At 36.9% G+C, this 21549-nt stretch carries 19 protein-coding genes; 17 read left to right on the forward strand and 2 right to left on the reverse strand.

Going from position 1 to position 21549, the window contains the following annotated elements; all coding sequences use genetic code 11:
• Positions 1 to 32 precede the first annotated feature (32 nt).
• The gene (locus IGL17_RS05280; RefSeq protein ID WP_025193343.1) at positions 33 to 1376 is read left to right on the forward strand and encodes an NADH peroxidase; all 1344 of its coding nucleotides are present in this window, start codon (positions 33 to 35) and stop codon (positions 1374 to 1376) included.
• 52 nt (positions 1377 to 1428) lie between these two features.
• Here the strand turns inward: IGL17_RS05280 and IGL17_RS05285 are convergent, their stop codons facing one another.
• Positions 1429 to 2340 carry an LCP family glycopolymer transferase gene (locus tag IGL17_RS05285; protein WP_016617882.1) on the reverse strand — a complete coding sequence of 304 codons (912 nt, stop codon included), beginning with the start codon at positions 2338 to 2340 and terminating at the stop codon, positions 1429 to 1431.
• 277 nt (positions 2341 to 2617) lie between these two features.
• Here IGL17_RS05285 and alsS point away from each other — a divergent pair, with 277 nt between their 5' ends.
• From alsS to IGL17_RS05300, 3 genes are all read left to right on the forward strand, one after another.
• Positions 2618 to 4270 carry an acetolactate synthase AlsS gene (gene alsS / locus IGL17_RS05290; RefSeq protein WP_002357923.1) on the forward strand — a complete coding sequence of 551 codons (1653 nt, stop codon included), beginning with the start codon at positions 2618 to 2620 and terminating at the stop codon, positions 4268 to 4270.
• 11 nt (positions 4271 to 4281) lie between these two features.
• Entirely contained in the window at positions 4282 to 4986 is a 705-nt protein-coding gene (budA, locus tag IGL17_RS05295; protein WP_002366507.1) for an acetolactate decarboxylase, read from the forward strand.
• A 149-nt stretch (positions 4987 to 5135) separates the two neighbouring features.
• Positions 5136 to 6218: a PA2928 family protein gene (locus IGL17_RS05300; RefSeq protein WP_002366508.1), complete on the forward strand. Its 1083-nt coding sequence runs from the start codon at positions 5136 to 5138 to the stop codon at positions 6216 to 6218.
• A gap of 114 nt (positions 6219 to 6332) precedes the next feature.
• Here IGL17_RS05300 and IGL17_RS05305 read toward each other — a convergent pair whose 3' ends face one another.
• Positions 6333 to 7094 (reverse strand): WxL domain-containing protein, encoded by a 762-nt coding sequence (locus IGL17_RS05305; RefSeq protein ID WP_025193344.1) that lies wholly within the window; start codon positions 7092 to 7094, stop codon positions 6333 to 6335.
• Between the two features lie 230 nt (positions 7095 to 7324).
• On the opposite strand from IGL17_RS05305, the gene IGL17_RS05310 reads away from it, so the two are divergent.
• The 13 genes from IGL17_RS05310 to IGL17_RS05370 all read left to right on the forward strand — a co-directional run bounded on the left by IGL17_RS05310 (position 7325) and on the right by IGL17_RS05370 (position 21430).
• On the forward strand, positions 7325 to 7705 hold the full coding sequence (locus IGL17_RS05310) for a hypothetical protein (RefSeq protein ID WP_002393185.1): 381 nt from the start codon (positions 7325 to 7327) through the stop codon (positions 7703 to 7705).
• A gap of 207 nt (positions 7706 to 7912) precedes the next feature.
• Positions 7913 to 8749, forward strand: coding sequence for an ABC transporter permease (locus tag IGL17_RS05315; RefSeq protein WP_002382189.1), 837 nt, complete (start codon positions 7913 to 7915; stop codon positions 8747 to 8749).
• The gene (locus IGL17_RS05320; RefSeq protein WP_002357916.1) at positions 8742 to 9521 is read left to right on the forward strand and encodes an ABC transporter permease; all 780 of its coding nucleotides are present in this window, start codon (positions 8742 to 8744) and stop codon (positions 9519 to 9521) included. The genes IGL17_RS05315 and IGL17_RS05320 overlap by 8 nt, the downstream gene beginning before the upstream one ends.
• Positions 9522 to 9559: 38 nt before the next feature.
• Positions 9560 to 10600: an ABC transporter ATP-binding protein gene (locus tag IGL17_RS05325; protein ID WP_002384674.1), complete on the forward strand. Its 1041-nt coding sequence runs from the start codon at positions 9560 to 9562 to the stop codon at positions 10598 to 10600.
• Between the two features lie 26 nt (positions 10601 to 10626).
• Complete coding sequence (locus IGL17_RS05330) at positions 10627 to 11691, forward strand: ABC transporter substrate-binding protein (protein ID WP_002357914.1); 1065 nt, start codon at positions 10627 to 10629, stop codon at positions 11689 to 11691.
• The gene (locus tag IGL17_RS05335) at positions 11667 to 13451 is read left to right on the forward strand and encodes an adenine deaminase (protein ID WP_016617884.1); all 1785 of its coding nucleotides are present in this window, start codon (positions 11667 to 11669) and stop codon (positions 13449 to 13451) included. Before IGL17_RS05330 ends, IGL17_RS05335 begins: the two co-directional genes overlap by 25 nt.
• Positions 13435 to 14763, forward strand: a complete 1329-nt coding sequence (locus IGL17_RS05340; protein ID WP_016617885.1) for an amidohydrolase — start codon at positions 13435 to 13437, stop codon at positions 14761 to 14763. Before IGL17_RS05335 ends, IGL17_RS05340 begins: the two co-directional genes overlap by 17 nt.
• A gap of 184 nt (positions 14764 to 14947) precedes the next feature.
• Positions 14948 to 15838 carry a helix-turn-helix domain-containing protein gene (locus tag IGL17_RS05345; protein WP_002399965.1) on the forward strand — a complete coding sequence of 297 codons (891 nt, stop codon included), beginning with the start codon at positions 14948 to 14950 and terminating at the stop codon, positions 15836 to 15838.
• Positions 15839 to 16057: 219 nt separating this feature from the next.
• On the forward strand, positions 16058 to 16993 hold the full coding sequence (locus tag IGL17_RS05350) for an FAD:protein FMN transferase (RefSeq protein ID WP_033624238.1): 936 nt from the start codon (positions 16058 to 16060) through the stop codon (positions 16991 to 16993).
• 26 nt (positions 16994 to 17019) lie between these two features.
• Positions 17020 to 17628 (forward strand): NADPH-dependent FMN reductase, encoded by a 609-nt coding sequence (locus IGL17_RS05355; protein ID WP_002357907.1) that lies wholly within the window; start codon positions 17020 to 17022, stop codon positions 17626 to 17628.
• An 18-nt stretch (positions 17629 to 17646) separates the two neighbouring features.
• Positions 17647 to 18903, forward strand: coding sequence for an NADPH-dependent oxidoreductase (locus tag IGL17_RS05360; protein WP_002360528.1), 1257 nt, complete (start codon positions 17647 to 17649; stop codon positions 18901 to 18903).
• Between the two features lie 411 nt (positions 18904 to 19314).
• The gene (locus tag IGL17_RS05365; RefSeq protein WP_016617887.1) at positions 19315 to 20805 is read left to right on the forward strand and encodes a helix-turn-helix domain-containing protein; all 1491 of its coding nucleotides are present in this window, start codon (positions 19315 to 19317) and stop codon (positions 20803 to 20805) included.
• On the forward strand, positions 20756 to 21430 hold the full coding sequence (locus IGL17_RS05370) for an AP endonuclease (protein WP_016617888.1): 675 nt from the start codon (positions 20756 to 20758) through the stop codon (positions 21428 to 21430). The genes IGL17_RS05365 and IGL17_RS05370 overlap by 50 nt, the downstream gene beginning before the upstream one ends.
• Positions 21431 to 21549: the final 119 nt, after the last annotated feature.

A 21549-nucleotide genomic window follows, 5' to 3' on the forward strand; every position in this document is an offset into this window, starting at 1 on the left:
TAAGAAATAATATTATATGGGAGGAACGAGCGATGAAAGTTATTGTTTTAGGATCATCACATGGAGGTTATGAAGCGGTAGAAGAATTACTAAATCTTCATCCTGATGCAGAAATTCAATGGTATGAGAAAGGTGATTTTATCTCATTCTTGTCTTGTGGCATGCAGTTGTACCTAGAAGGAAAAGTGAAAGATGTTAATTCTGTTCGCTATATGACTGGCGAAAAAATGGAGAGCCGTGGTGTAAATGTCTTTTCTAATACTGAAATTACAGCGATTCAACCAAAAGAACATCAAGTGACAGTGAAAGATTTAGTGTCAGGTGAAGAACGTGTTGAAAATTATGATAAATTAATCATCAGTCCCGGAGCTGTCCCATTTGAATTAGATATTTCAGGTAAAGATTTGGATAATATTTACTTGATGCGTGGTCGTCAATGGGCCATTAAATTAAAACAAAAAACAGTAGATCCAGAAGTCAATAATGTGGTTGTGATTGGTAGTGGTTATATTGGGATTGAAGCTGCCGAAGCATTTGCAAAAGCCGGTAAAAAGGTTACCGTTATTGACATTTTAGATCGTCCATTAGGGGTGTATCTAGATAAAGAATTTACAGATGTTTTAACAGAAGAGATGGAAGCTAATAATATTACCATTGCAACTGGTGAAACAGTTGAACGTTACGAAGGCGACGGTCGTGTGCAAAAAGTCGTTACAGATAAAAATGCGTACGATGCTGATTTGGTCGTTGTAGCGGTTGGCGTCCGTCCAAACACTGCTTGGTTAAAAGGTACCTTAGAATTACATCCGAATGGCCTAATCAAGACGGATGAATACATGCGGACAAGTGAGCCAGATGTATTTGCAGTAGGGGATGCTACGTTAATTAAATACAATCCTGCAGACACAGAAGTAAATATTGCCTTAGCAACGAATGCTCGCAAACAAGGTCGCTTTGCTGTGAAAAACCTAGAGGAACCAGTTAAACCTTTCCCTGGTGTTCAAGGATCTTCTGGCTTGGCCGTCTTTGATTATAAATTTGCTTCAACAGGGATTAACGAAGTCATGGCTCAAAAATTAGGAAAAGAAACAAAAGCGGTGACAGTAGTAGAAGACTACTTGATGGACTTCAATCCAGACAAACAAAAAGCTTGGTTTAAATTAGTGTATGATCCTGAAACAACACAAATTTTAGGCGCTCAATTAATGTCGAAAGCAGATTTAACTGCAAACATTAATGCTATTTCATTAGCGATTCAAGCCAAAATGACAATTGAAGACTTAGCCTATGCGGACTTCTTCTTCCAACCAGCGTTTGACAAACCTTGGAACATTATTAATACAGCGGCTTTAGAAGCGGTAAAACAAGAACGTTAATAGAAGAGAAAATAAAACCCATGAGTATTTATAGTACTCGTGGGTTTTATTTTTATTTTGTATTCAATTGATTTTTCAACTCTTGTTGGACACGAGTTAATTCTTGTTCATCCACACGTTGATAGGAAACACCATCTTGCATAAAACCAGTACCTTGAAGTTGGTCTTGTTTCACTTTACCAAAGGCACTGCGATAATCTAAGGCAATTTTTTTCATGTCATCAAAACTTAAATCTGTCTTCATATTATCAGAAACAGCTGTTAAAATTTCTTGATAGTTGCTCACGCTATTAAGACTTAAGACTTTTTGGACGATGCCTTCAATCACTTTTCTTTGCCGTTCTTGGCGGCCGTAGTCACCATTAGGATCTTCGTAACGCATTCTTGAATAGGAGAGTGCTTGTTCACCATCCAATGAAATTTTACCAATCGTAAAATCATATCCGTCTTGTGAAAAAGTCAGATTATTGTTCACTTCGATTCCGCCAACCGCGTTGACTAATTCTTTTAAACCAGCCATATTAATTGAAACATAATGATTAATAGGTATATTTAAATAGTTTTCAACTGTGTCCATTGCTAAAGATGCCCCACCAAAAGCATAGGCGTGATTCAATTTATCTTGTTTTCCTTGACCTGGAATATCAACATAGGTATCGCGAGCAAGACTGACTAAGGTTGTTTGCTTGTCACGAGGGTTAACTGTTGCAACAATTGTTGTATCCGAACGACCTTGCTCGACACGCCCATCATCGCCTGTATCGATCCCTAATAATAAAACAGAAAAAGGCTCCTTATTGTTTAAATTGACCTGACTTTTTTTAGATCGTTCTACTGTTTCATAGGTTTTATCCATTGATTTAGAAACATCCCAATAAAGTTTTGCTCCCATTGCAACAACTGCAAGAAATAGAACCAAGATAATTCCAAAGATAATGGCAAAAATTTTCTTCCCTTTTGACATATTTTTCCTCCAATAATTTATCACAGGTTGTGATTTTTTTCTTATAGGTTAATCTTACTAATTTTTAGTGAAGAAGTATATAATAATTGTTGAAAGACTATAAAACTTTAAGGTATTTTGCATTATTTTTGCTTAATCTTTTGAAATATCTCAATTCTATTAAAATATGCGAATTAGTATATTACACGTTTTCAAGGTGTTTCATTGTTGATTAATTAGAATTTTAGTGGTATTTTTGTATTTGTAATTAGTACAGATTTTAATTGGAGGTATAACAGTGAGTAAAAAAGGATCAGATATCATAGTAGAAAGTTTAATCAATCACGAAGTGCCCTATATTTTTGGGATTCCCGGTGCAAAAATTGATGGGGTTTTTGATGCATTAGTTGATAAAGGCCCAGAATTAATTTTAGCTCGACATGAACAAAACGCTGCCTTTATGGCACAAGGGATTGGTCGTTTGACGGGAGAGCCTGGCTTAGTTATTGCAACTAGTGGACCTGGTGCCAGCAATTTAGCAACTGGGTTAGTAACTGCGACTGCAGAAGGGGACCCTGTTTTAGCATTGGCTGGACAGGTGAAACGGTCCGATTTGTCAAAATTAACTCACCAAAGCATGAATAATGCTGCATTATTTAGTCCAATAACAAAATTCAGTACAGAAATTCAAGATCCAGAAACATTATCTGAAAATATTGCCAATGCTTACCGTATCGCCAAAACAGCGAAAAAAGGTGCAACGTTCTTATCGATCCCACAAGATGTCACAGATAGTCCGGTGACAGGCGAAGCAATTAAGCCTTTGTCGGCTCCGAAACTGGGCCATGCATCAGCAGAAACAATCGCAGCTTTAGCTGAACGAATCAAGCAAGCGAAATTACCTGTTTTACTTTTAGGAATGCGGGCCTCTGCACGAAAAGTTACCGCAGCCATTCGTGAATTGGTTGCTATAACTGGTTTGCCAGTCGTGGAAACGTTCCAAGGAGCAGGCATTATTTCAAAAGAATTAGAAGAACATTTCTTTGGGCGTGTTGGTTTATTTCGAAACCAACCTGGGGATCGTTTGTTAAAAAGAAGTGATTTAGTGATTGCGATTGGTTATGACCCAATTGAATATGAGGCACGTAATTGGAATGCAGAAAAAGATGCGCGCGTTATTGTTATTGATGAAGTTCAAATGGAAATTGACCAATATATGCAACCGGAAGAAGAGCTAATTGGTGATATGTCTAAAAATATTTTGAAATTATCAGAAGCATTTAGTGAACCAATATTAACAGAAGATGCGCAAGATTATTTAGAAACGCTTCAAGAAAAATTAACGATTAAAGAAGTAAAAACAAGTACAATTGAAAATCGATTACATCCATTAGAAATTGTTCAAACGCTTCAAGAAAAAACCACGAATGAAATGACAGTTACTGTTGACGTAGGGAGTCACTACATTTGGATGGCTCGCCACTTTAGAAGTTATGAACCGCGTCATTTATTATTTAGTAACGGTATGCAAACATTAGGTGTCGCTTTGCCTTGGGCAATCTCGGCTGCGCTGGTTCGTCCGAATACACAAATTATCTCTGTTTCTGGGGACGGCGGTTTCCTATTTTCGGCGCAAGAATTAGAAACAGCGGTTCGTTTAAAGCAAAATATCGTGCATATTATTTGGAATGATGGTAGTTATGATATGGTTAAATTCCAAGAAGAAATGAAATATAATCGATCCTCTGGCGTAGATTTTGGTCCAGTTGATTTTGTGAAATATGCTGAAGCTTTTGGAGCCAAAGGGGTTCGAGTACATTCACAAGCAGAATTTGCCGCAGCTTTAGAAGAAGGAATGCAAACAGAAGGCCCAGTGATTATTGATGTTCCTGTGGATTATTCAGATAATCAAGAATTAGGTAAAACATTGTTACCAGATCAACTTTATTAGGAGATGGAAAAATGAGCGAACAATATGTTTATCAACATGGTACGCTAGGCGGTTTAATGGAAAGTTTGATGGCAGGAACGGCAGAAATTGGTACGTTACTCACGCAAGGTGATTTTGGAATTGGGACATTAGAAGGCTCAAATGGCGAAATTATTTTATTGGACGGTATATTGTATCATGCGAATCAAACTGGCGAAATTACTATTTTAGAAGGCGAAGAATTAACGCCATATGCCGCAGTTACTCGTTTTCAAGAAGATGGCGCATTCCCTGTATCAACGGAAACCGATGAAAATATTAAAGCACAAATTTTAGAAAAAATTAGTCCTAATTTTTTTGCGGCAATTAAAATTAGCGGTCTTTTTGCGAAGATGCATGTCCGTGTGGCACCTAAACAAGAAAAACCATATCCACCATTTGTAGAAGCAGCACGCAATCAACCTGAATTTACAGCGGAGAATATTCAGGGAACAGTTGTAGGGTTCTTTACACCTAAATTATTTCATGGTGCTTCTGCTGCAGGATTTCATTTGCACTTTATCAGTGAGGATCACCAATTTGGTGGGCACATTCTTGATTTTGGCATTAAACAAGGGACTGTTTCGTGGATGGAAGCAGCAGAATTGCGGCAGCATTTTCCAGTTCATGATGCTGACTATCGGAATAAAGAAATTGATATTGCAAAAGCTTTGTCCGCAATTGAAGAAGCGGAATAACAAGGCACATTTCTCCACGCCCATTCAAGTTGACCTAGTTAGTCAACTTGAATGGGCTTATTGCTGCTCGTCGCTTTTTGTTGTTATTTTTCAAAAAAAAATAGTATCCTTTTTATAATAAGCAAATAACAATTGGAAAGGATGGCGTAATGGACACACTTTATAGAAGTTGGCAATTGTCTGGTTGGCTTTATCATGATATTTTTGTCATCATTGTAGCAATTATTTTTATAGTAATTAGTGGTATTTTGGTTATTTCCTTAATAAGAAGGCGGAGTACAAGGCGACTGGTTCCCTATGCGTTAATTTTGTTGGTTTATCTTGCAGTGGTACATTTTGCTGGTTTAATCTTTTTCGGAATGTTTCGTTCAGTAACGATTGAAGAGAAAAGTGCGACGTTTTATTCTGAAAAAACGAAAGGCTTAACTTCAATCGAGCGAATGATTATCCCAAATGGACGAACGAATGGCATTAGCACCAGTAACTCATTGTTCCAAGTGATTTCTGTTAATAGTCAGACGGGCGAACGAATGTGGAGTAAACGTTTAGGTTGGCGTGATTATTTAATTGGTCAAACAGATCAATATGTGGTTTTGAATAATGCTGATAACGAGGCCATTTACTTACTCGATACAAAAACAGGGAAAAAACAGTTTTCTGAAGCGGATTTAGTGAAGAAATTCCCTGAATTAAAAGACTATTTAAGCTCTGATTTCGTTGATTATCGTTTTATGGATAATCGCTATCTCTATATTTATGGATTAAACAATCGATATTATCAATTAGATTTGAAAAATTGGCAGTTAAAACAAGATCCAACTTTCAAAGAAGTCTTTCAAACACAAGAAGCGCCTAAATGGACGGTAGATTCAAATGAGAGTCAAATTGGTCAAAAGCTGTCATCGGAAGAGCGTACAACAGTGCAAGGAAAACTAGAAGAGCAACTAATAGCACCAGTTTTATTAGGCAAGAAAGATGAAGCAAATTATTATGTTCTGTCATACAAGAAAAGACAAAGTAATCAAGCGATAGTTGGCTTATACAATTGGCAGAAAAAAACATACGAGTGGCAAACACCGTTGCTTTTAACTAAAGAAAATGTACCTATTGAAGCTTTTCAAGTAGAGGATGCGTTATTCATTAAAGTCCCGCGTTATTTATACAAAATTAACCTGAATAATGGTAATCAAGAATATCAGTTTGATTACCGTTGGGGCCAAGTGATTCGTTAAACGAAAAGTGGTAAAGCATGCTTAGACAAATAGAAGGAGCAAATAGTCCTTATGATATAAAAAAACGCTTAGAAGAGTAGTGATTCCGCTAGTTTTCTAAGCGTTTTTTTTATTTTATGCAGGTCCAGAGATTAAATTCCAGATAATCGAACCTGTATATGCGCCAGGAAATAATTGTGAAACAGGGGTTTGGATTGCAAGAGAAATATCGGTCATGCGGCCACTCCACATGCCTTGTCCTTTTCTATCACCAGCGTTACTCATTAAAGTCGCACCGTTACCGATAATAATTGGGTTGGTCGGGAAGTCGGGTGCAGCAGGATCTTCTGAAAAATCCAGTCCATACATTGTATTTGTCATAAAGAAACGCCTTAACGTTTTGTCATAGCGAGCATAGCCGCCTGTTAATTGAAACGTAATGATGCCTAGTAAAGAATGAGCTTCGTTTCGCATGTGTGGGATTTCAGCAGTGACATGCCAACCAGTTAAGGCTCCGCGAACATCCCCCATCCCGAAGTGTCTCATTGTATGAGTATTGCCTTCAGAAGGTCGTATAGGAACTGCTGTTAAATCACCAGAAATCGCTTGAGTTTCAAAAGTAAATTCTTTCGGAATGAAGAGCAAGTCAAAACTAGTGTTAGGATTTTCTAAGTCAGGATCAATGGCATCGTCAACCGATTCATCGCCAGGCAGCCCTCCAAGTTCTAGTTCAACTGAAACCGGCGTTTTTCCAGAACGGGTGGCAAAAGAAACCGATGGGTCAAAAGTAAAGAGACTGAATATTAGAAACAAGGCTGCCATTGATTGATAAGTGAGTAGATTTTTTTTATTCAAGAAAGTTCCTCCTTTAGGTGCTGATAATATAAGTATACGCAAAAAGAGCTGTTTTTATTTATCAGTAATTTACAGGGAATTCGAAAATATTGAGACAAATAGTTTTTAATATTAGTTGAGAAAGGTGAGTCGACAATTTTTACTTGTTGATTCTGTCTTTTTTGAGCACCATTCGTTATATCAAGCATGCTAAAATATAAAAGAAATCATCAGGTATCACTAATGAAAAGGGAGAGGAGGAGAAAACTTTGAGTAAGTGTTTGGGGTTGTTGATGATTTTATTTGTATTATCTGGCTGTTCAGGAAGTAGGGATTCACAACAGGAAGTCGTTATAGAAAAGTCTGCTAATAATGACAAAGTAAGACAATTTGTCGATCAAAAAAATCCGCATTTAGGAACGCAATTAGAAGCAGAATCTTATACTAAACAGGAAGCGATTGAATTTTTACAAAATGGTTTAGGGATACCAACGAATGACTCGGCGTTTCATTATACGTTTAAGCAGTCAAATAAAGGAAGTTATGTTGTTCAAATTATATCTGAAAAGAATAGTGTCTCAAAAGAGAATGAATTGTTCGGATATTATCAGGTGTATCAAGATGGTATTATAGTGAAAATGATGGAAAAGGATCAAACGTTCCAAGAAAATTAAGTGATAAATAAAAAAGTTGACAAAAAACACAAACAGTCTTGTTTGTGTTTTTTTGTTTAATGTTCGTGTTTTATTTTTTAATAACCTTTTTCGAAAAAATATACGAACGTTCGGGTTTAAAAACGAACAAAAAGATGAAAATGTGTTGAAATATACGTTTTCCTTGCGTATACTGATGAAGTGAAAAAACGAACGAGGAGTGTACGAATGAACAAGAAAGTTCCTTATTTAATTGTGGCACCGGGGCTAGTACTATTATTATTTTTCTTAATGATTCCATTAATTACTAGCATTTTGCCAACCATTTTTACTGATCATGGCTTGACACTAAATCAGTATGTTACTTTTTTTAAAGATGACTATAATGTTTCAATTTTCTGGCGAACGATAAGAGTTTCGTTAATAGTGACGGGTATTTCAATTGTGTTGGGCATTCCAACGGCATACTTTATTGCTGGAGTTTCCAAAAAATGGCGTGGCTTTTTAATGGCTATGACCTTGTTTCCACTATTAACCAACTCAGTTATTCGAAGTTTTGCTTGGATTAACATTTTAGGAAAAAACGGTGTAGTGAATACGTTGTTATTAAAAACGGGCTTAATTGAGCAACCGCTGAATTTATTGTATACAGAATTTGCAATTATTATCGGTTCAGTGTATTTATTTTTACCGACAATGATTATGACCTTAGTTGGGGTTATGGAAAACATTGAAGGAGAAATGCTAGAAGCGGCTGAGACGCTAGGCGCCAATCCAATGACGGCTTTTCGGAAAATTGTTTTACCTTTATCAATTCCAGGCACCATTGTAGGAAGTATATTAGTGTTTACAGGAACTTTAACGGCTTATACGACGCCACAGCTGTTAGGTGGTAACCAAAAAATGATGATGTCGACCTTCTTATATCAAAAGGCTAATACTTTAGGTGATTGGCAATCGGCGAGTGTTCTTGCATTTATTATGATTTTAACGACATTAATTGTGATGAAAGGCCTAGACATGGTCGCTAAGAAAGTAGATCGGAGAGAAGCAAATCATGCGTAAGCAAAAAGGACTATCTGTTATTGCAATTCTAGTTTTTCTGTTTTTATTTTTACCATTATGTTTGATTGTGGTGACTTCTTTTGGAACAGCCGCAGCGATTCAATTTCCGATTAAAGGCTTTACTTTAGATTGGTACGCCAAAGCCTTACAATCGGAAACGTTTATGGACAGTTTTAAGTTAAGCTTGTTGATTGGGGTATTAGCGACTGTTTTAGCATTAATAGTAGGGATTCCGGCTTCCTATGCGCTGGCACGTTATTCCGTTCGTGGGCGCAACTTTATTAAAAGCTTTTTCTTATCCCCAACTGTGATTCCAGGAATTGTGGTCGGGTATACGTTATTTCAATATATTGTTATTAAATTAGGTTTGCCTGTCTTTCAAGGATTGTTAATGGGGCATTTTTTAATTAGTTTGCCTTATATTATTCGAGTGGTTGGATCAAGTATGGAACAACTAGATTATTCAATGGAAGAAGTAGCTTGGACATTAGGTTGTACAAGATTGCGAGCTTTCATTCAAATTGTTTTACCCAATGTGTCTTCAGGAATTTTTGCAGCCTTTATGTTAGCATTTGTCAATTCGTTTAACAATGTTCCTGTATCGATGTTTTTATCAGGTCCCGGTGTGACGATGCTGCCTACTTCTTTATTAAGTTATATGGAATACAATTATGATCCAACTGTTTCAGCAATTTCTGTATTGTTGATGCTACTAACAATGGGCTTAATGTTTTTAATTGAAAAAACGTTGGGACTAGCTTCCATTGCCTAAAACATGGAAGAAGCACGAGATAGAAAGAGGAGAAAATTTTGACTTTTGTGGATTTAAAAGATATTCGCGTCAGCTATGACGGAAAACAAGATATTTTAAAAGATTTAAATATTTCAATGGAAAAAGGAGAGTTAGTTTCTTTATTAGGACCGAGTGGTTGTGGTAAAACGACTACGCTAAGAGTGATTGCTGGATTAATTAAGCCAAACGACGGACAGTTTTTCGTTGACCAAGAAGAACTAACAAAGGTTCCTGTCCATAAAAGAAACTTCGGGATGGTTTTTCAAAGCTATGCGTTATTTCCCCATTTAACGATTGCAGAAAATGTCGCTTTTGGGCTGAAATTACGCAAAGAAAGCAAACAAACCATGGACCAAAAAGTCACGGAAATGCTAAAAGTATGTGGTTTAGAAAGCTTGGGCGACCGTTATCCAAAACAATTATCTGGTGGTCAAAGACAGCGGGTTGCGCTAGCACGTGCTCTGATTATCGAACCTAAACTATTACTACTGGATGAACCGTTGAGTAATTTAGATGCAAAATTACGAGTGGCAATGCGGATTGAAATCAAACGGATTCAACAACAATTAGGCATTACGACAGTTTTTGTCACACATGACCAAGAAGAATGTTTTTCTATTTCAGATAAAGTGGCCATTATGAATAATGGCGTGATTGAACAATATGATTCACCAGAAACGATTTATCGTTTGCCTCGTACTAAATTTGTCGCTGAATTTATCGGTTTTGAAAACTTTTTCTCTGTCGAAAAAATGGAAGCTGGTCATTATCGGACACAAACAAATCAAATAGTGAAAACGACTAATCCTGAACCAAATGTTACAACGACAGTGGCAACGATTCGTCCAGAGGACATTGAGATTGTTTCAGAAGCTGCTACTAATACTGTCGCAGGTACTGTCGCTGTCCGAACATTTTTAGGGAAAAGCTATCAATATGAAGTGGAAACAGCGTTAGGTACATTGCTGGTTAATGGAACAAGTGAACAGTTATATGAAACAAACGAAACCATTCACTTGGCTTTTCCAGCTGAGAAATTAGTTATTTTAGAAAAATAAAAACCATTTTGGAGGAAGATTTAAAAATGAAAAAACGCGTAATTTTAGGGACATTAGTCGCTGCAACGTTATTAATGACTGCTTGTGGAAACAGCGAAGCAACTACGAAAAGCGAGAGCAAAGGTGGAAGTAATGCTTTAGTCGTTTCAACTTTCGGATTAAGTGAAGATATTGTCAAAAAAGACATTATCGCTCCGTTTGAAAAAGAGAATGAAGCGAAAGTTACCTTAGAAGTAGGCAATAGCGCAGACCGCTTTACGAAATTAAAAAATAATCCCAATGCGGGAATTGATGTCATTGAATTAGCACAAGCAAATGCAGCACAAGGTGGAAAAGAAGGGTTATTTGAAAAAATTACAGAAAAAGAAGTACCTAATTTAAGTCAGTTAACGCCGGGAGCAAAAGAGGTTTTTGAAAGTGGTGCTGGCGTACCAATTGCTGTAAACAGTATCGGGATTGTTTACAACAAAGAAAAATTAGGCAAAGAAATTAAGAACTGGGATGACTTATGGTCAGCTGATTTGAAAGGTAAAATTTCTGTTCCAGACGTTGCCACGACGGCAGGTCCTTTAATGTTATACGTTGCTAGTGAACATGCTGGTCAAGATATTACAAAAGATAACGGGAAGGCCGCTTTTGAAGCGATGAAAGAATTAAAACCAAACGTTGTTAAAACGTATTCAAAATCGTCAGACTTAGCTAATATGTTCCAATCTGGTGAAATTGAAGCAGCTGTGGTTGCTGATTTTGCGGTTGATATTATTCAAGGCGCAGCAGAAAACGTGACGTATGTCGTCCCAGAAAGCGGCACGTATGCCAACTATAATACAGTCAATATTCCTAAAAAAGCACAAAACAAAGAAACTGCCTTTAAATTTGTTAACGCACGGATTAGTGAAGAATCACAAAAGGCCAAAGCGATTTCATTAAATGAAGGACCTACAAATCAACAAGTAACGCTAAGCGAAAAAGAAGCGAAAAATAAAACATATGGTGCCATTGCCGAACGTGCCAAAACAGTCGATTTTAATTTTATTAATAGTCAACTAGCGGATTGGATTGATCAATGGAACCGGACGATGAATCAATAGTTTTAGAAAAGAGGGACAAAATGAACGTCGATGTATTACTAAAAAATGTGTGGCTGTATCAAACAGTCACTCAAACATTCGTTCAACGAAATGTTGCGATTAAAAATGATAAATTTTATTACATTTATGAAGAAGAGAACGTCAATTTACATCCCCAAAAAACAATTAATGCCGAGAATCAATGGATGATTCCCGGCTTAATTGATGCACACATGCATATTGAAAGTTCCATGACGACACCTACTATTTTTTCCAAAGCAGTAGTGCGTTACGGTGTGACAACGGTGATTGCCGATGCCCATGAAATGGCTAACGTATTTGGCTTAGAAGGCTTAAAAGCTTTTATGGCCGCTGAAACAGAACTAGATATCTTTCACGCAATTCCTTCCTCGGTTCCTTCGACCACTCCCGAATTAGAAACAACTGGTGGGATTATCGGCTTAGCAGAAGTAGCAGAATTACTCAAAGAGCCAAAAGTGATTTGTTTAGGGGAAGCCATGAATTTTAAAGGGATTTCCTATGAGCCAGATTCTTTAATTCGTCAAATTATCGATTTGTGCCAAAAACAACGACCAACCATGCCTTTAGAAGGCCACTGTCCTAAAATCGAAGATCAAGAGTTAGCAGATTTTCTATATAGTGGTATCACTTCAGATCATACCCATCAATTTCCTAAAACGTTAAAAGAAAAAATTGAAGCGGGCGTCTTTATTCAATTTCAAAATAAATCAATCACTCCTGAAAACATTCAGGTGATAGTAGACAATGACTTCTACAATTATGCAAGTATTATCACGGATGACGTGATGGCTGATGATTTGCTAAAAGGTCATCTAAATGAAAATGTCAAAAAAGCCGTTCATGCAGGATTGCCTATCGAAAAAGCCATTTATATGGCAACTTATACGCCGGCCAAACGAATGGGTCTCCATGATCGTGGCGAAATTGCACCTGGTAAAAAAGCTGACTTTTTGTTATTAAATGACTTAGAAAGTTTTGATATTAATACGGTTTATAAATCTGGAAAGGTCGTTTTTGAAAAAGGCGAGCCCTTCCATTATCCAGAAAAAATCGAAGAGTTTCCAGCCGCTTACCAACAAACCATCCAATGTAAAAAGTTAACAGAAGAAGATTTACTTTTAAAGGTGGCTACAACAAAAGAAACAGTTCGTTGTAATGTGATTCAAAAACAAGAGATTGGCACATTTACAGAGCGAATTACAAAAGAAATTCCTGTTGAAAATGGGTTGTTGCAATGGCAAAAAGCCAACTGTGCCTTATTAATTGTGATGGAACGTTACGGAAAAAATGGCAATATTTCTTTTTCTTTAATGGATCAACCCCTTTCCGAGAAAGGAGCCATTGCGACAACCTGGGCCCATGATCATCATAATTTAATGGTGATGGGTAATACGATTGAGGATATTTTATTAGCGCAGAATGAATTATTAGCGATGCAAGGCGGCTATTTGGTTGCTTCGGATCAGCAAGTGATGGCAACTTGTCCTTTACCAATTGGTGGGATTTTGTCGCAAGCACCGATTGAACAATTAGGCGCTTCTTTGCAAAAAGTTCGACAAGCTATGCAAGCGTTAGGCTATCAAAATATGAATGAAATCATGTCTTTTTCTACACTATCATTGCCTGTCTCGCCAGCCATTAAAGTGACAGATTTTGGGATGATGGATACGAAGTCACAACGTTTCTATCCATTAGTTTTTCCAGAGGATGGAGTTCTTTTGCATGAAAACACTCATTAAAAATGTGCATATACTAACAATGGATGAGCAATTTTCAGAAATCAAAGCCGGCTATTTAGTGATTGAAGAAGACACAATTGTGGAATTAGCACCAATGACCACACTTGATGAAAAGCGAATGGCTGCAAATCAAGTAATCGATGGTCAAAATGGAATTTTAATGCCTGGGATGATTAACACCCATACCCATGTAGGCATGATTCCGTTTCGTTCGTTAGGAGACGATGTGCCAGATCGACTCCGGCGTTTTCTTTTTCCATTAGAACAATTCATGACAAAAGAATTAGTAGGATGCAGTAGTGATTATGCAATTGCCGAAATGTTACTGAGTGGTATTACGAGCTTTTGTGATATGTATTATTTTGAAGATGAAATTGCTAAAAGTTGTGAAAAAATGAGTGTTCGTGCTTTGCTCGGAGAGACGATCATTGATATGCCCACTTGTGATAGTCCAGAACCTTCAAGCGGTCTTTTTTACGCGGAAACCTTTATTCGCAAGTGGCAAGGCCATCCGTTGATTACGCCTATACTTGCGCCACATGCACCGAATACCAATTCACCAGAAGTGTTGGCAAAAATTATTGAACTTAGTCGGCGATACCAAGTTCCTGTGACCATGCACGTTGCTGAAATGACTTATGAAATGGCTGAGTTTGAAAAAGCCTATCAAAAAACACCAATTGCTTTCTTAGAAGAACTGGGTTATTTGAGCGAGCCGTTTATTTTAGCGCATTGTATTTTGGCAACAGATGAAGATCTTGCGAGTTTAGCTGCTACTAATGGAAAAGCGCGTGTCGCTCATTGTATCGGTGCGAATACTAAATCAGCCAAAGGCGTAGCGCCGATTAAGCAAATGCTTGATCAAGGGATTATTGTCGGTTTAGGCACGGATGGACCTAGTAGTGGGAATACATTAGATTTATTCACCCAAATGCGCATGGTTGCGAATTTTCATAAGACAGCACACCAAGATCGCTCCTTGTTTCCTGCAAAAGAAATTGTTTATCTGGCAACGATGGGGGGCGCTAAAACGTTAGGTTTGGCGGAGCAAGTCGGTTCATTGGAAGTGGGCAAAAAAGCGGATATAACATTAATTGAAACGCAATCAGTTAATATGTTTCCGATTTTTGATGCCTATTCAGCGTTGGTTTATTCAGCAAATGCTAGCAATGTTGAAGCTGTTTGGGTGAACGGTCAACAGTTAGTTGCCAATAAAGAATTACAACAAGCTAATCTCAAAGAAATCAAGGAAAAATTATATCAGGCCATGAATACGTTTGTGAAAGAAGCTAAAAAAAGAGCTGCTCTCTAAACAGAGCAAGTAGGACGTATCGGATTGATTAAATAACGCTGAATTGACGTTTAGTGATTTAGGTTCTAATAGAGCGCAGACAAACTTTTAATGAAAGAGTTGTCTGTGTTCTTTTTTGTTATAAACATTTTTCTTTTTCTATATATATTTTTAAGGTAAGTTGTATTATAGTAAGTTTGAGAAGATGAGAATGAGAGGAAAAGCAATGAATATACAACGGTTTATAGAAAAACGCAAAGCACGTGGTTTGTCACAAAGTGAATTGGCTAAAGGGATTTGTACGCAAGTTACGGTTAGTCGCTTTGAAAAGAATGGTCAAGTCCCAACTTTAAAAATATTGATCCAACTATGTAATCGTTTAGAGCTACCTTTGGGGGAACTCTTCCCGCGCGTAGGGATTAAACAACCTGAAATTCTTGAAAAAATGGAAGAAGCAGAATTCTTCTTGATTACCAGCGAACATGACCAATTGCAAACAATTTTAAAAAATATTCCTTTTGATGAAATCAAAGATTCCCAACTGTTATTAGAATATTATTATTTACAAGGCTTTGTCATGATTTTTCAAAATGCTTCGTTGATGGATTGCTTATTTACCTTTGAAAAACTTCTGTTTGAAGAGCAAAAATACACGAGCGATATTTACCGTTTGTTAGCTTTTACTGGAATTGGCATGGCCTATGCCAAAGAAGGCGAAATTGAGAAAGCCGAATTTTATTTCAATAAGGTCTTCAAGGAAATTTATCTCTATACTATTCAATCAATGGAAGATACTTGGCGAGTATTAAATGTTGTCTTTCACTGTGGTGTTTTTTATGCAGAAAAAGGCGATTTAGAAACAAGTGATGCTTTGTTAGAGTATGCGATTTCCATCTGTTCTGATAATCACGTCACGTATTACTTGGCAAGAGCAGCTTTCCAGCTTGCGAAAAATGCCTTAGCTGAAGAAAAGCCGCAAGAGCAAATTTTAGAACTACTACAAGATGCCCGCGCGTATGCAAAAATCAATAAAAACCGCATCTTGTTGGAAGCAATTCAAACATTGAAAGAAACAATTTTATCTAAGGGAAATTAGTTTATATAGAAAATTATATATTTATTTTCAAAATATAATAAAAAAAGCGTTTTTTAAAAGAGTTCAAGACAAGTTACGACCTTAAATGAAAATTTTAAGGTCGTTATTTTATATAAAAAAATATATAAACGACTTGACTGGCATCAAATAAAGGCGTATGATTCATTTGTGAATAAATGTGAAATAAAACACAATCTTTCGTGGAGAGGAAGTCTTGAGGTGCAACAAAGTCAAACTATTTATTTGATGGGCACAGTAATAGATGTATTTGTAGACCATGAAGAACCTGAAAAAATTCTAGAAGAAGTGCACCAACGATTGATCACTTATGAACAACGTTTTAGTGCAAATGATTCAACTTCGGAACTGATGGCTGTCAATCAACAAGCTGGGCAAAAACCAGTTAGCGTTCATCCAGAGTTGTATCAATTAATTACATTAGGGAAAAAACATAGTTGTGATCCAGCTAGTCATTTGAATGTTACCATTGGCCCACTAGTTCAAACGTGGCGAATCGGTTTTAAAGATGCCCGTGTCCCGTCAGAAAAGGAGATTAAAGCCTGTTTGAAAAAAATTAATCCAGAAAAGATTCACTTAAATCCCTTAAAACAAACGGTTTTTTTGGAAGAAGAAGGAATGAAATTAGATCTGGGGGCTTTAGCAAAAGGCTATATCGCTGATTTACTAATTGCCTATTTGAAAGAAGTCCATGTGACGTCTGCTTTGATTAATCTGGGCGGCAATATTGTGACGTTGGGGCCCTCTATGCATCAAAACAAAAAATGGCGAATTGGTATTCGCAATCCGCAAGAATCCAGAGAAACAATCAGCTTACTTGTCGAAGTGGCTAATCAATCGGTTGTGACGTCGGGTATTTATGAAAGAAGTTTAACCGAAGCTGGGCGAGTCTATCACCATCTGTTGGATCCGACAACCGGTTACCCATTGGAAACTGAAATGGCCAGCATCACAATTATCTCGGATGCTTCAGTGGATGGTGAGATTTGGACAACGCGTTTATTTGGTTATCCAATTCCAGAAGCGCTTGAAATCCTCAATCAACTAGATGGGATTGAAGGAGTCATCATTACACAAGACCAGCAAATTTTATATAGCAGTGGGTTAGCAGATACTCTTCACATTATCCATTCATAGAACCGAAAAAGAAAGGACAGCTCATTATGAAAAAAATTATCGGCTTAGTAGGAACGAACTCAGAGCAATCAACCAATCGTCAACTTTTGCAATTTATGCAACACTATTTTGCGCAGGAGGCTGACATTGAACTAGTTGAAATTGTTGACTTTCCTATGTTTAACAAGCCAGAAGACAAAGTTTTGCCAGAAATAGTTAAAACGGTTGCTGAAAAAATTGAAGCAGCAGATGGCGTCATTATCAGTACGCCTGAATATGACCATGCGGTGCCGGCTTCTTTGATGAATGCCCTAAGTTGGTTATCTTACGGGATTTTTCCGTTTGTTGATAAACCAGTTATGATTACTGGTGCATCCTATGGCACGTTAGGTTCCTCTAGAGCACAAGCGCATCTGCGTCAAATTTTAGATGCTCCTGAATTGAAAGCACGAATTATGCCAAGCTCTGAATTTCTATTAGCGCATTCCTTACAAGCTTTTGATGAAAACAATGCGTTAAAAGATTCAGAACAAATAGATAAACTAGCTGGTTTGTTTGCAGATTTTTGTGTATTTATTGAAATTACAGAACAGCTGAAACATGCGCATGCGCAAAATAAAAAAGAAGCAGAAAATTTCTCATGGGAAACGATTTAACGAAATGGAGTGAATAAAATGAAATTAATTGGGATCGTCGGATCAAACGCTGATTCTTCTTATAATCGGTTACTACTGCAATATATTGGCAAAGAGTTTTATAAAATGTTCGACTTGGAAATTTTAGAAATTAAAGATATTCCAATGTTTAATCAAAGTAAGGATCAAACGAACAGTGTCTTGATTCAGAATATGAATCGCAAAATTTTACAAGCAGACGGCGTAATTATTGCGACGCCCGAACATAACCATACCATTCCTGCCGGTTTGAAAAGTGTGTTAGAATGGTTATCTTTCAAAATTCATCCGCTGGAAAATAAACCAGTAATGATTGTTGGTTGCTCTTATTATGATCAAGGAACCTCGCGTGCGCAATTACATCTCCGTCAAATTCTTGATGCACCTGGTGTCAATGCAATCGTGATGCCTGGAAACGAGTTTTTATTAGGAAAAGCGAAAGAAGCATTTGATGAAAACGGCAACTTAATTGCGGAGGGAACACGTCAATTTTTAGAAAGCACATTACAAAAATTCGTGGAATTCATTGATGTGATTTCAAAATTAGAAGGGGCTAAGCCAAAAGACTTACCTGAAGATTTACATGCAAAAGGAACCATTGAAACAACGATCGAAGGGGTTGATATGGCAGCAGATGATTGGGTAGAACAAGCAGCAGAAGCGGTTCAGGCTGTGGAAGGCGACACATACGTAAAATTAGATCGAGGCATTTTAACCGTAGATCAGCTAAATTATTTCTTAAAATCAATGCCAATGGAATTGACTTACGCAGACAGTAATAATCAATTTTTATATTACAATAAAAAAATGGCTGCTGAAGAAATGTTTGCTAAACGGCAACCAGGACAAGTTGGTAATCCATTAGCGAATTGCCATCCACCAAAAGCATTGAAAAATGTAGAATGGGTGATTCAACAATTACGGTCAGGAAAAACAGATGCTATTCGCGTTCATGTTCCAATGCACGGACCAGATACCTATGTAGTGCATAACTATCAAGCGATGTATGATGATAATGGAAATTACGCGGGAATTAATGAGTATATTTTAGACTTTAAACCAATTGTTGATTGGTATTTAAAACAAACTGGGCAAGAATTAGTCGGTGGAAAAAACGTCGATGCAGTCAGTGGTGCCTCCAAAAAAGAAGCGCCAGAAACGGCAGATAGTGTCTCAAGTGCATCAGTCCATGAAGAAGAGTCAGCGACCGAAAAGCCAACAGTTGACAGCGTTTCTAGCGCTTCAATTAAAGAGTAAAATAACAGTAAAAAATAGCGGCAACAAGTAGTCATACTGTATTCAGATTAGCAATGCCAAATGAGGACTTTTATTGACAGAAGCTGATACTTAAAAGAGTAAGAACTTTATAGGAAGATAGTATAGAAGACGAACCAAAAGTTTCAATCATTTTTGACGAATAGGCTAGAAAAGAAACAGAAAATTAGTCAAACAAATCAGCTTTTCTTTAAATTTAAAGTAAAAAAATAACAAAAAAAGCCTCCTTGGTGACGCAAGGGGGCTTTTTTTGGTTAAAATAATACTTTTCTATGAAGATTCCTAAATATCGAAAGAATCATTTTTAAATTTGTGGAAAAAATAAGCAAGATTGACACTCACGTCTTGTTAAAAAAATAGATACTTAAGGCGTGATAGTTTGGAGTTGAAAATGTGACTACTTTGTTAGATGAATTATTAGACCAAGAATTCCGAGATAAATTACTTATTTATCAAACTTTTATGAATAGTGAAGGTCCATTATTAAAAGAAGAATTTTATGGATATTTTGATTTATCCACTCAAAAGTTAGAATCGTTGTGCCGTCAAATAAATTATGAATGTACACAGATTTCTTCAAGGAGTCAAATTCTTTTTCCAGCTAAAGGACTGATTAGTGCGCAAAAATTATCGCAAATTGATTATCAAGCCTTAAGAAAATATTATTTTGATCAATCACTAATGGCCAAGTTGCTTCTTGATGTGGGCCTCTATCAAAAGCACACGATTCAAGAATTTTCTCAAATTCATTTTATGAGCAAAAGCAAAATTTATGCCTTCTCGTATAAACTAAATCTGATTTTAGCTAATTGGCGTATTAAATTAAAGTCAACAGGCTTGGTTGGAGAAGAGAAAAATATCCGAAGTTTTTGTTTTCAATGCTTGTATTATTTTTATGGAAGTAATCAAGAAAGGCTGCCTAACATTTTGCTGGAAAATAGTCCTGGCATTAAACGATTTATAAACGATTTACAACTGATGTATCAAAGAACGTTTAGTCTTAATCAAAGCGCACAACTATTTATTCTTTTAACGATCCAACGTTTTCGTGTGTTTTCTGATCATGTAGTGGACTCTTTTACGGAAGTTCATGTGCCTAGCTGTTTACAGCATGCGTTTGAAAAAATTTATACAAGCGAAACCCCTCTTTTTAAAGAGGATTTTGGCAAAGAGACTTCATATATTTTTCTTTTTTTAAGTTTAAATGAATACATTGATAGTCCGATTGTTTTTCCAGATAAGTTAACCATGTTAGACGAATTTATTGATCATATGAATAGTGTTATTCCTTTCTTTGAAAAGCGAATTACGGTGGAAACAAAAGAAAAATTAAAGTTGATTTGTTATCGCTGGGACCGCCTATACTTTTCAGTGGCTGCATTTATTCCCGCCAAGCAGAGCAGTTTCTTTGAAGAGCGGTTTCCTCAAATTCATCGCGCCTTAGATGGTTTTGTACAAAAGACAGAGTCGCTGCATCAAAAACGATTTTTAATGTATGAACGCGTGCATCTATACTATGATTTTATGTTTTGTTTGTTAAATGATCGGTCTTTTTGCGCAATTGAAAAAACGATTCATGTATTTGTTGATTTTTCTGGTGGGGAGGATTATAACCGCTTTATTGCAAAAATTATTGCTTCTTTCAATTATATGGATGTCATGATTGATCACAAATTAACCTTAGAAACCGATTTGTATTTGTCCGATTTTTATAGTTCGAAAGTACGGTGTCGTCAATTGACATGGCGTCATTTGCCGGAAACAAAAGATTGGCAAGTATTTGCTGAGGTGGTCAGAGAACTAAGAAAGGGAGAGACTCAGAAAAATGAGCACTATGGGAGAGAACCAATCGAGATGTGGCGAGAACAAGAATACGAAGGATAGTCAATTGAGACAAGCAGGTAACTATAAAGATTTAACTGGCCAAAAGTTTGGTGAGTTGACAGTAGTAGCACCAACGGCAAAAAGAAAAGAAGGGCTAATTGTTTGGGCCTGTCGCTGTTCTTGTGGGAGCTATACAGAAGCTTCAAGAAGACAACTAATTCGTGGGTATCGAACCAAATGTGCGCACCATCGCTATCAAACAATGTTGAAAAAAAACTATCATGAATTAGTCGTGGTACGGATCGAAAGTATTCAACAGACAATGAAAGCGTATTGTCTGTGTTCGTGCGGACAAGCTTGCTGGGTTCGCTGTGAAAATTTGTTGAATGGCCATACCAAAAGTTGCGGTCATCGTAAAAAGAAGGATTACCGACAAAGAGTTGCTGGCGTAATTCCAGGGAAGTTACAAAGTAAACGCCCCAAAAATAATAGCAGTGGACACAAAGGGGTGAGCCAGACCGCTTCTGGGAAATGGCTGGCTTATATCTCTTTGAAAGGCAAGCGCCATAACTTAGGTATCTTTACGAAAAAAAGTGAAGCAATTTTAGCAAGAAAATTAGCAGAACGTCGTCTATTTCAACCAATTTTACAACAAGAAATAGTGACTATAAATAAGGAAGTTTAGCGACAGAGAGGATGCGAAAGATGTTAGCAGGCTTATTTTCAGTAACTGGAATGATTTTATTGGGGATTTTATTTTGCTTAATTGGTTATCAAACGTTTCGAAAACATCATCATTAAGAG

It is taken from the genome of Enterococcus sp. AZ088 (assembly GCF_051714845.1).
In the GTDB taxonomy this organism is placed as follows: Bacteria; Bacillota; Bacilli; order Lactobacillales; family Enterococcaceae; genus Enterococcus; species Enterococcus faecalis.

Excerpts from the sequence above, each read along its gene's own strand:
- IGL17_RS05280 (WP_025193343.1), top strand. The coding sequence starts at position 33 with ATGAAAGTTATTGTTTTAGGATCATCACATGGAGGTTATGAAGCGGTA.
- IGL17_RS05285 (WP_016617882.1), bottom strand. The coding sequence starts at position 2,340 with ATGTCAAAAGGGAAGAAAATTTTTGCCATTATCTTTGGAATTATCTTG.
- budA (WP_002366507.1), top strand. The coding sequence starts at position 4,282 with ATGAGCGAACAATATGTTTATCAACATGGTACGCTAGGCGGTTTAATG.
- IGL17_RS05300 (WP_002366508.1), top strand. The coding sequence starts at position 5,136 with ATGGACACACTTTATAGAAGTTGGCAATTGTCTGGTTGGCTTTATCAT.
- IGL17_RS05310 (WP_002393185.1), top strand. The coding sequence starts at position 7,325 with ATGATTTTATTTGTATTATCTGGCTGTTCAGGAAGTAGGGATTCACAA.
- IGL17_RS05315 (WP_002382189.1), top strand. The coding sequence starts at position 7,913 with ATGAACAAGAAAGTTCCTTATTTAATTGTGGCACCGGGGCTAGTACTA.
- IGL17_RS05320 (WP_002357916.1), top strand. The coding sequence starts at position 8,742 with ATGCGTAAGCAAAAAGGACTATCTGTTATTGCAATTCTAGTTTTTCTG.
- IGL17_RS05330 (WP_002357914.1), top strand. The coding sequence starts at position 10,627 with ATGAAAAAACGCGTAATTTTAGGGACATTAGTCGCTGCAACGTTATTA.
- IGL17_RS05335 (WP_016617884.1), top strand. The coding sequence starts at position 11,667 with ATGGAACCGGACGATGAATCAATAGTTTTAGAAAAGAGGGACAAAATG.
- IGL17_RS05340 (WP_016617885.1), top strand. The coding sequence starts at position 13,435 with ATGAAAACACTCATTAAAAATGTGCATATACTAACAATGGATGAGCAA.
- IGL17_RS05345 (WP_002399965.1), top strand. The coding sequence starts at position 14,948 with ATGAGAATGAGAGGAAAAGCAATGAATATACAACGGTTTATAGAAAAA.
- IGL17_RS05355 (WP_002357907.1), top strand. The coding sequence starts at position 17,020 with ATGAAAAAAATTATCGGCTTAGTAGGAACGAACTCAGAGCAATCAACC.
- IGL17_RS05360 (WP_002360528.1), top strand. The coding sequence starts at position 17,647 with ATGAAATTAATTGGGATCGTCGGATCAAACGCTGATTCTTCTTATAAT.
- IGL17_RS05370 (WP_016617888.1), top strand. The coding sequence starts at position 20,756 with ATGGGAGAGAACCAATCGAGATGTGGCGAGAACAAGAATACGAAGGAT.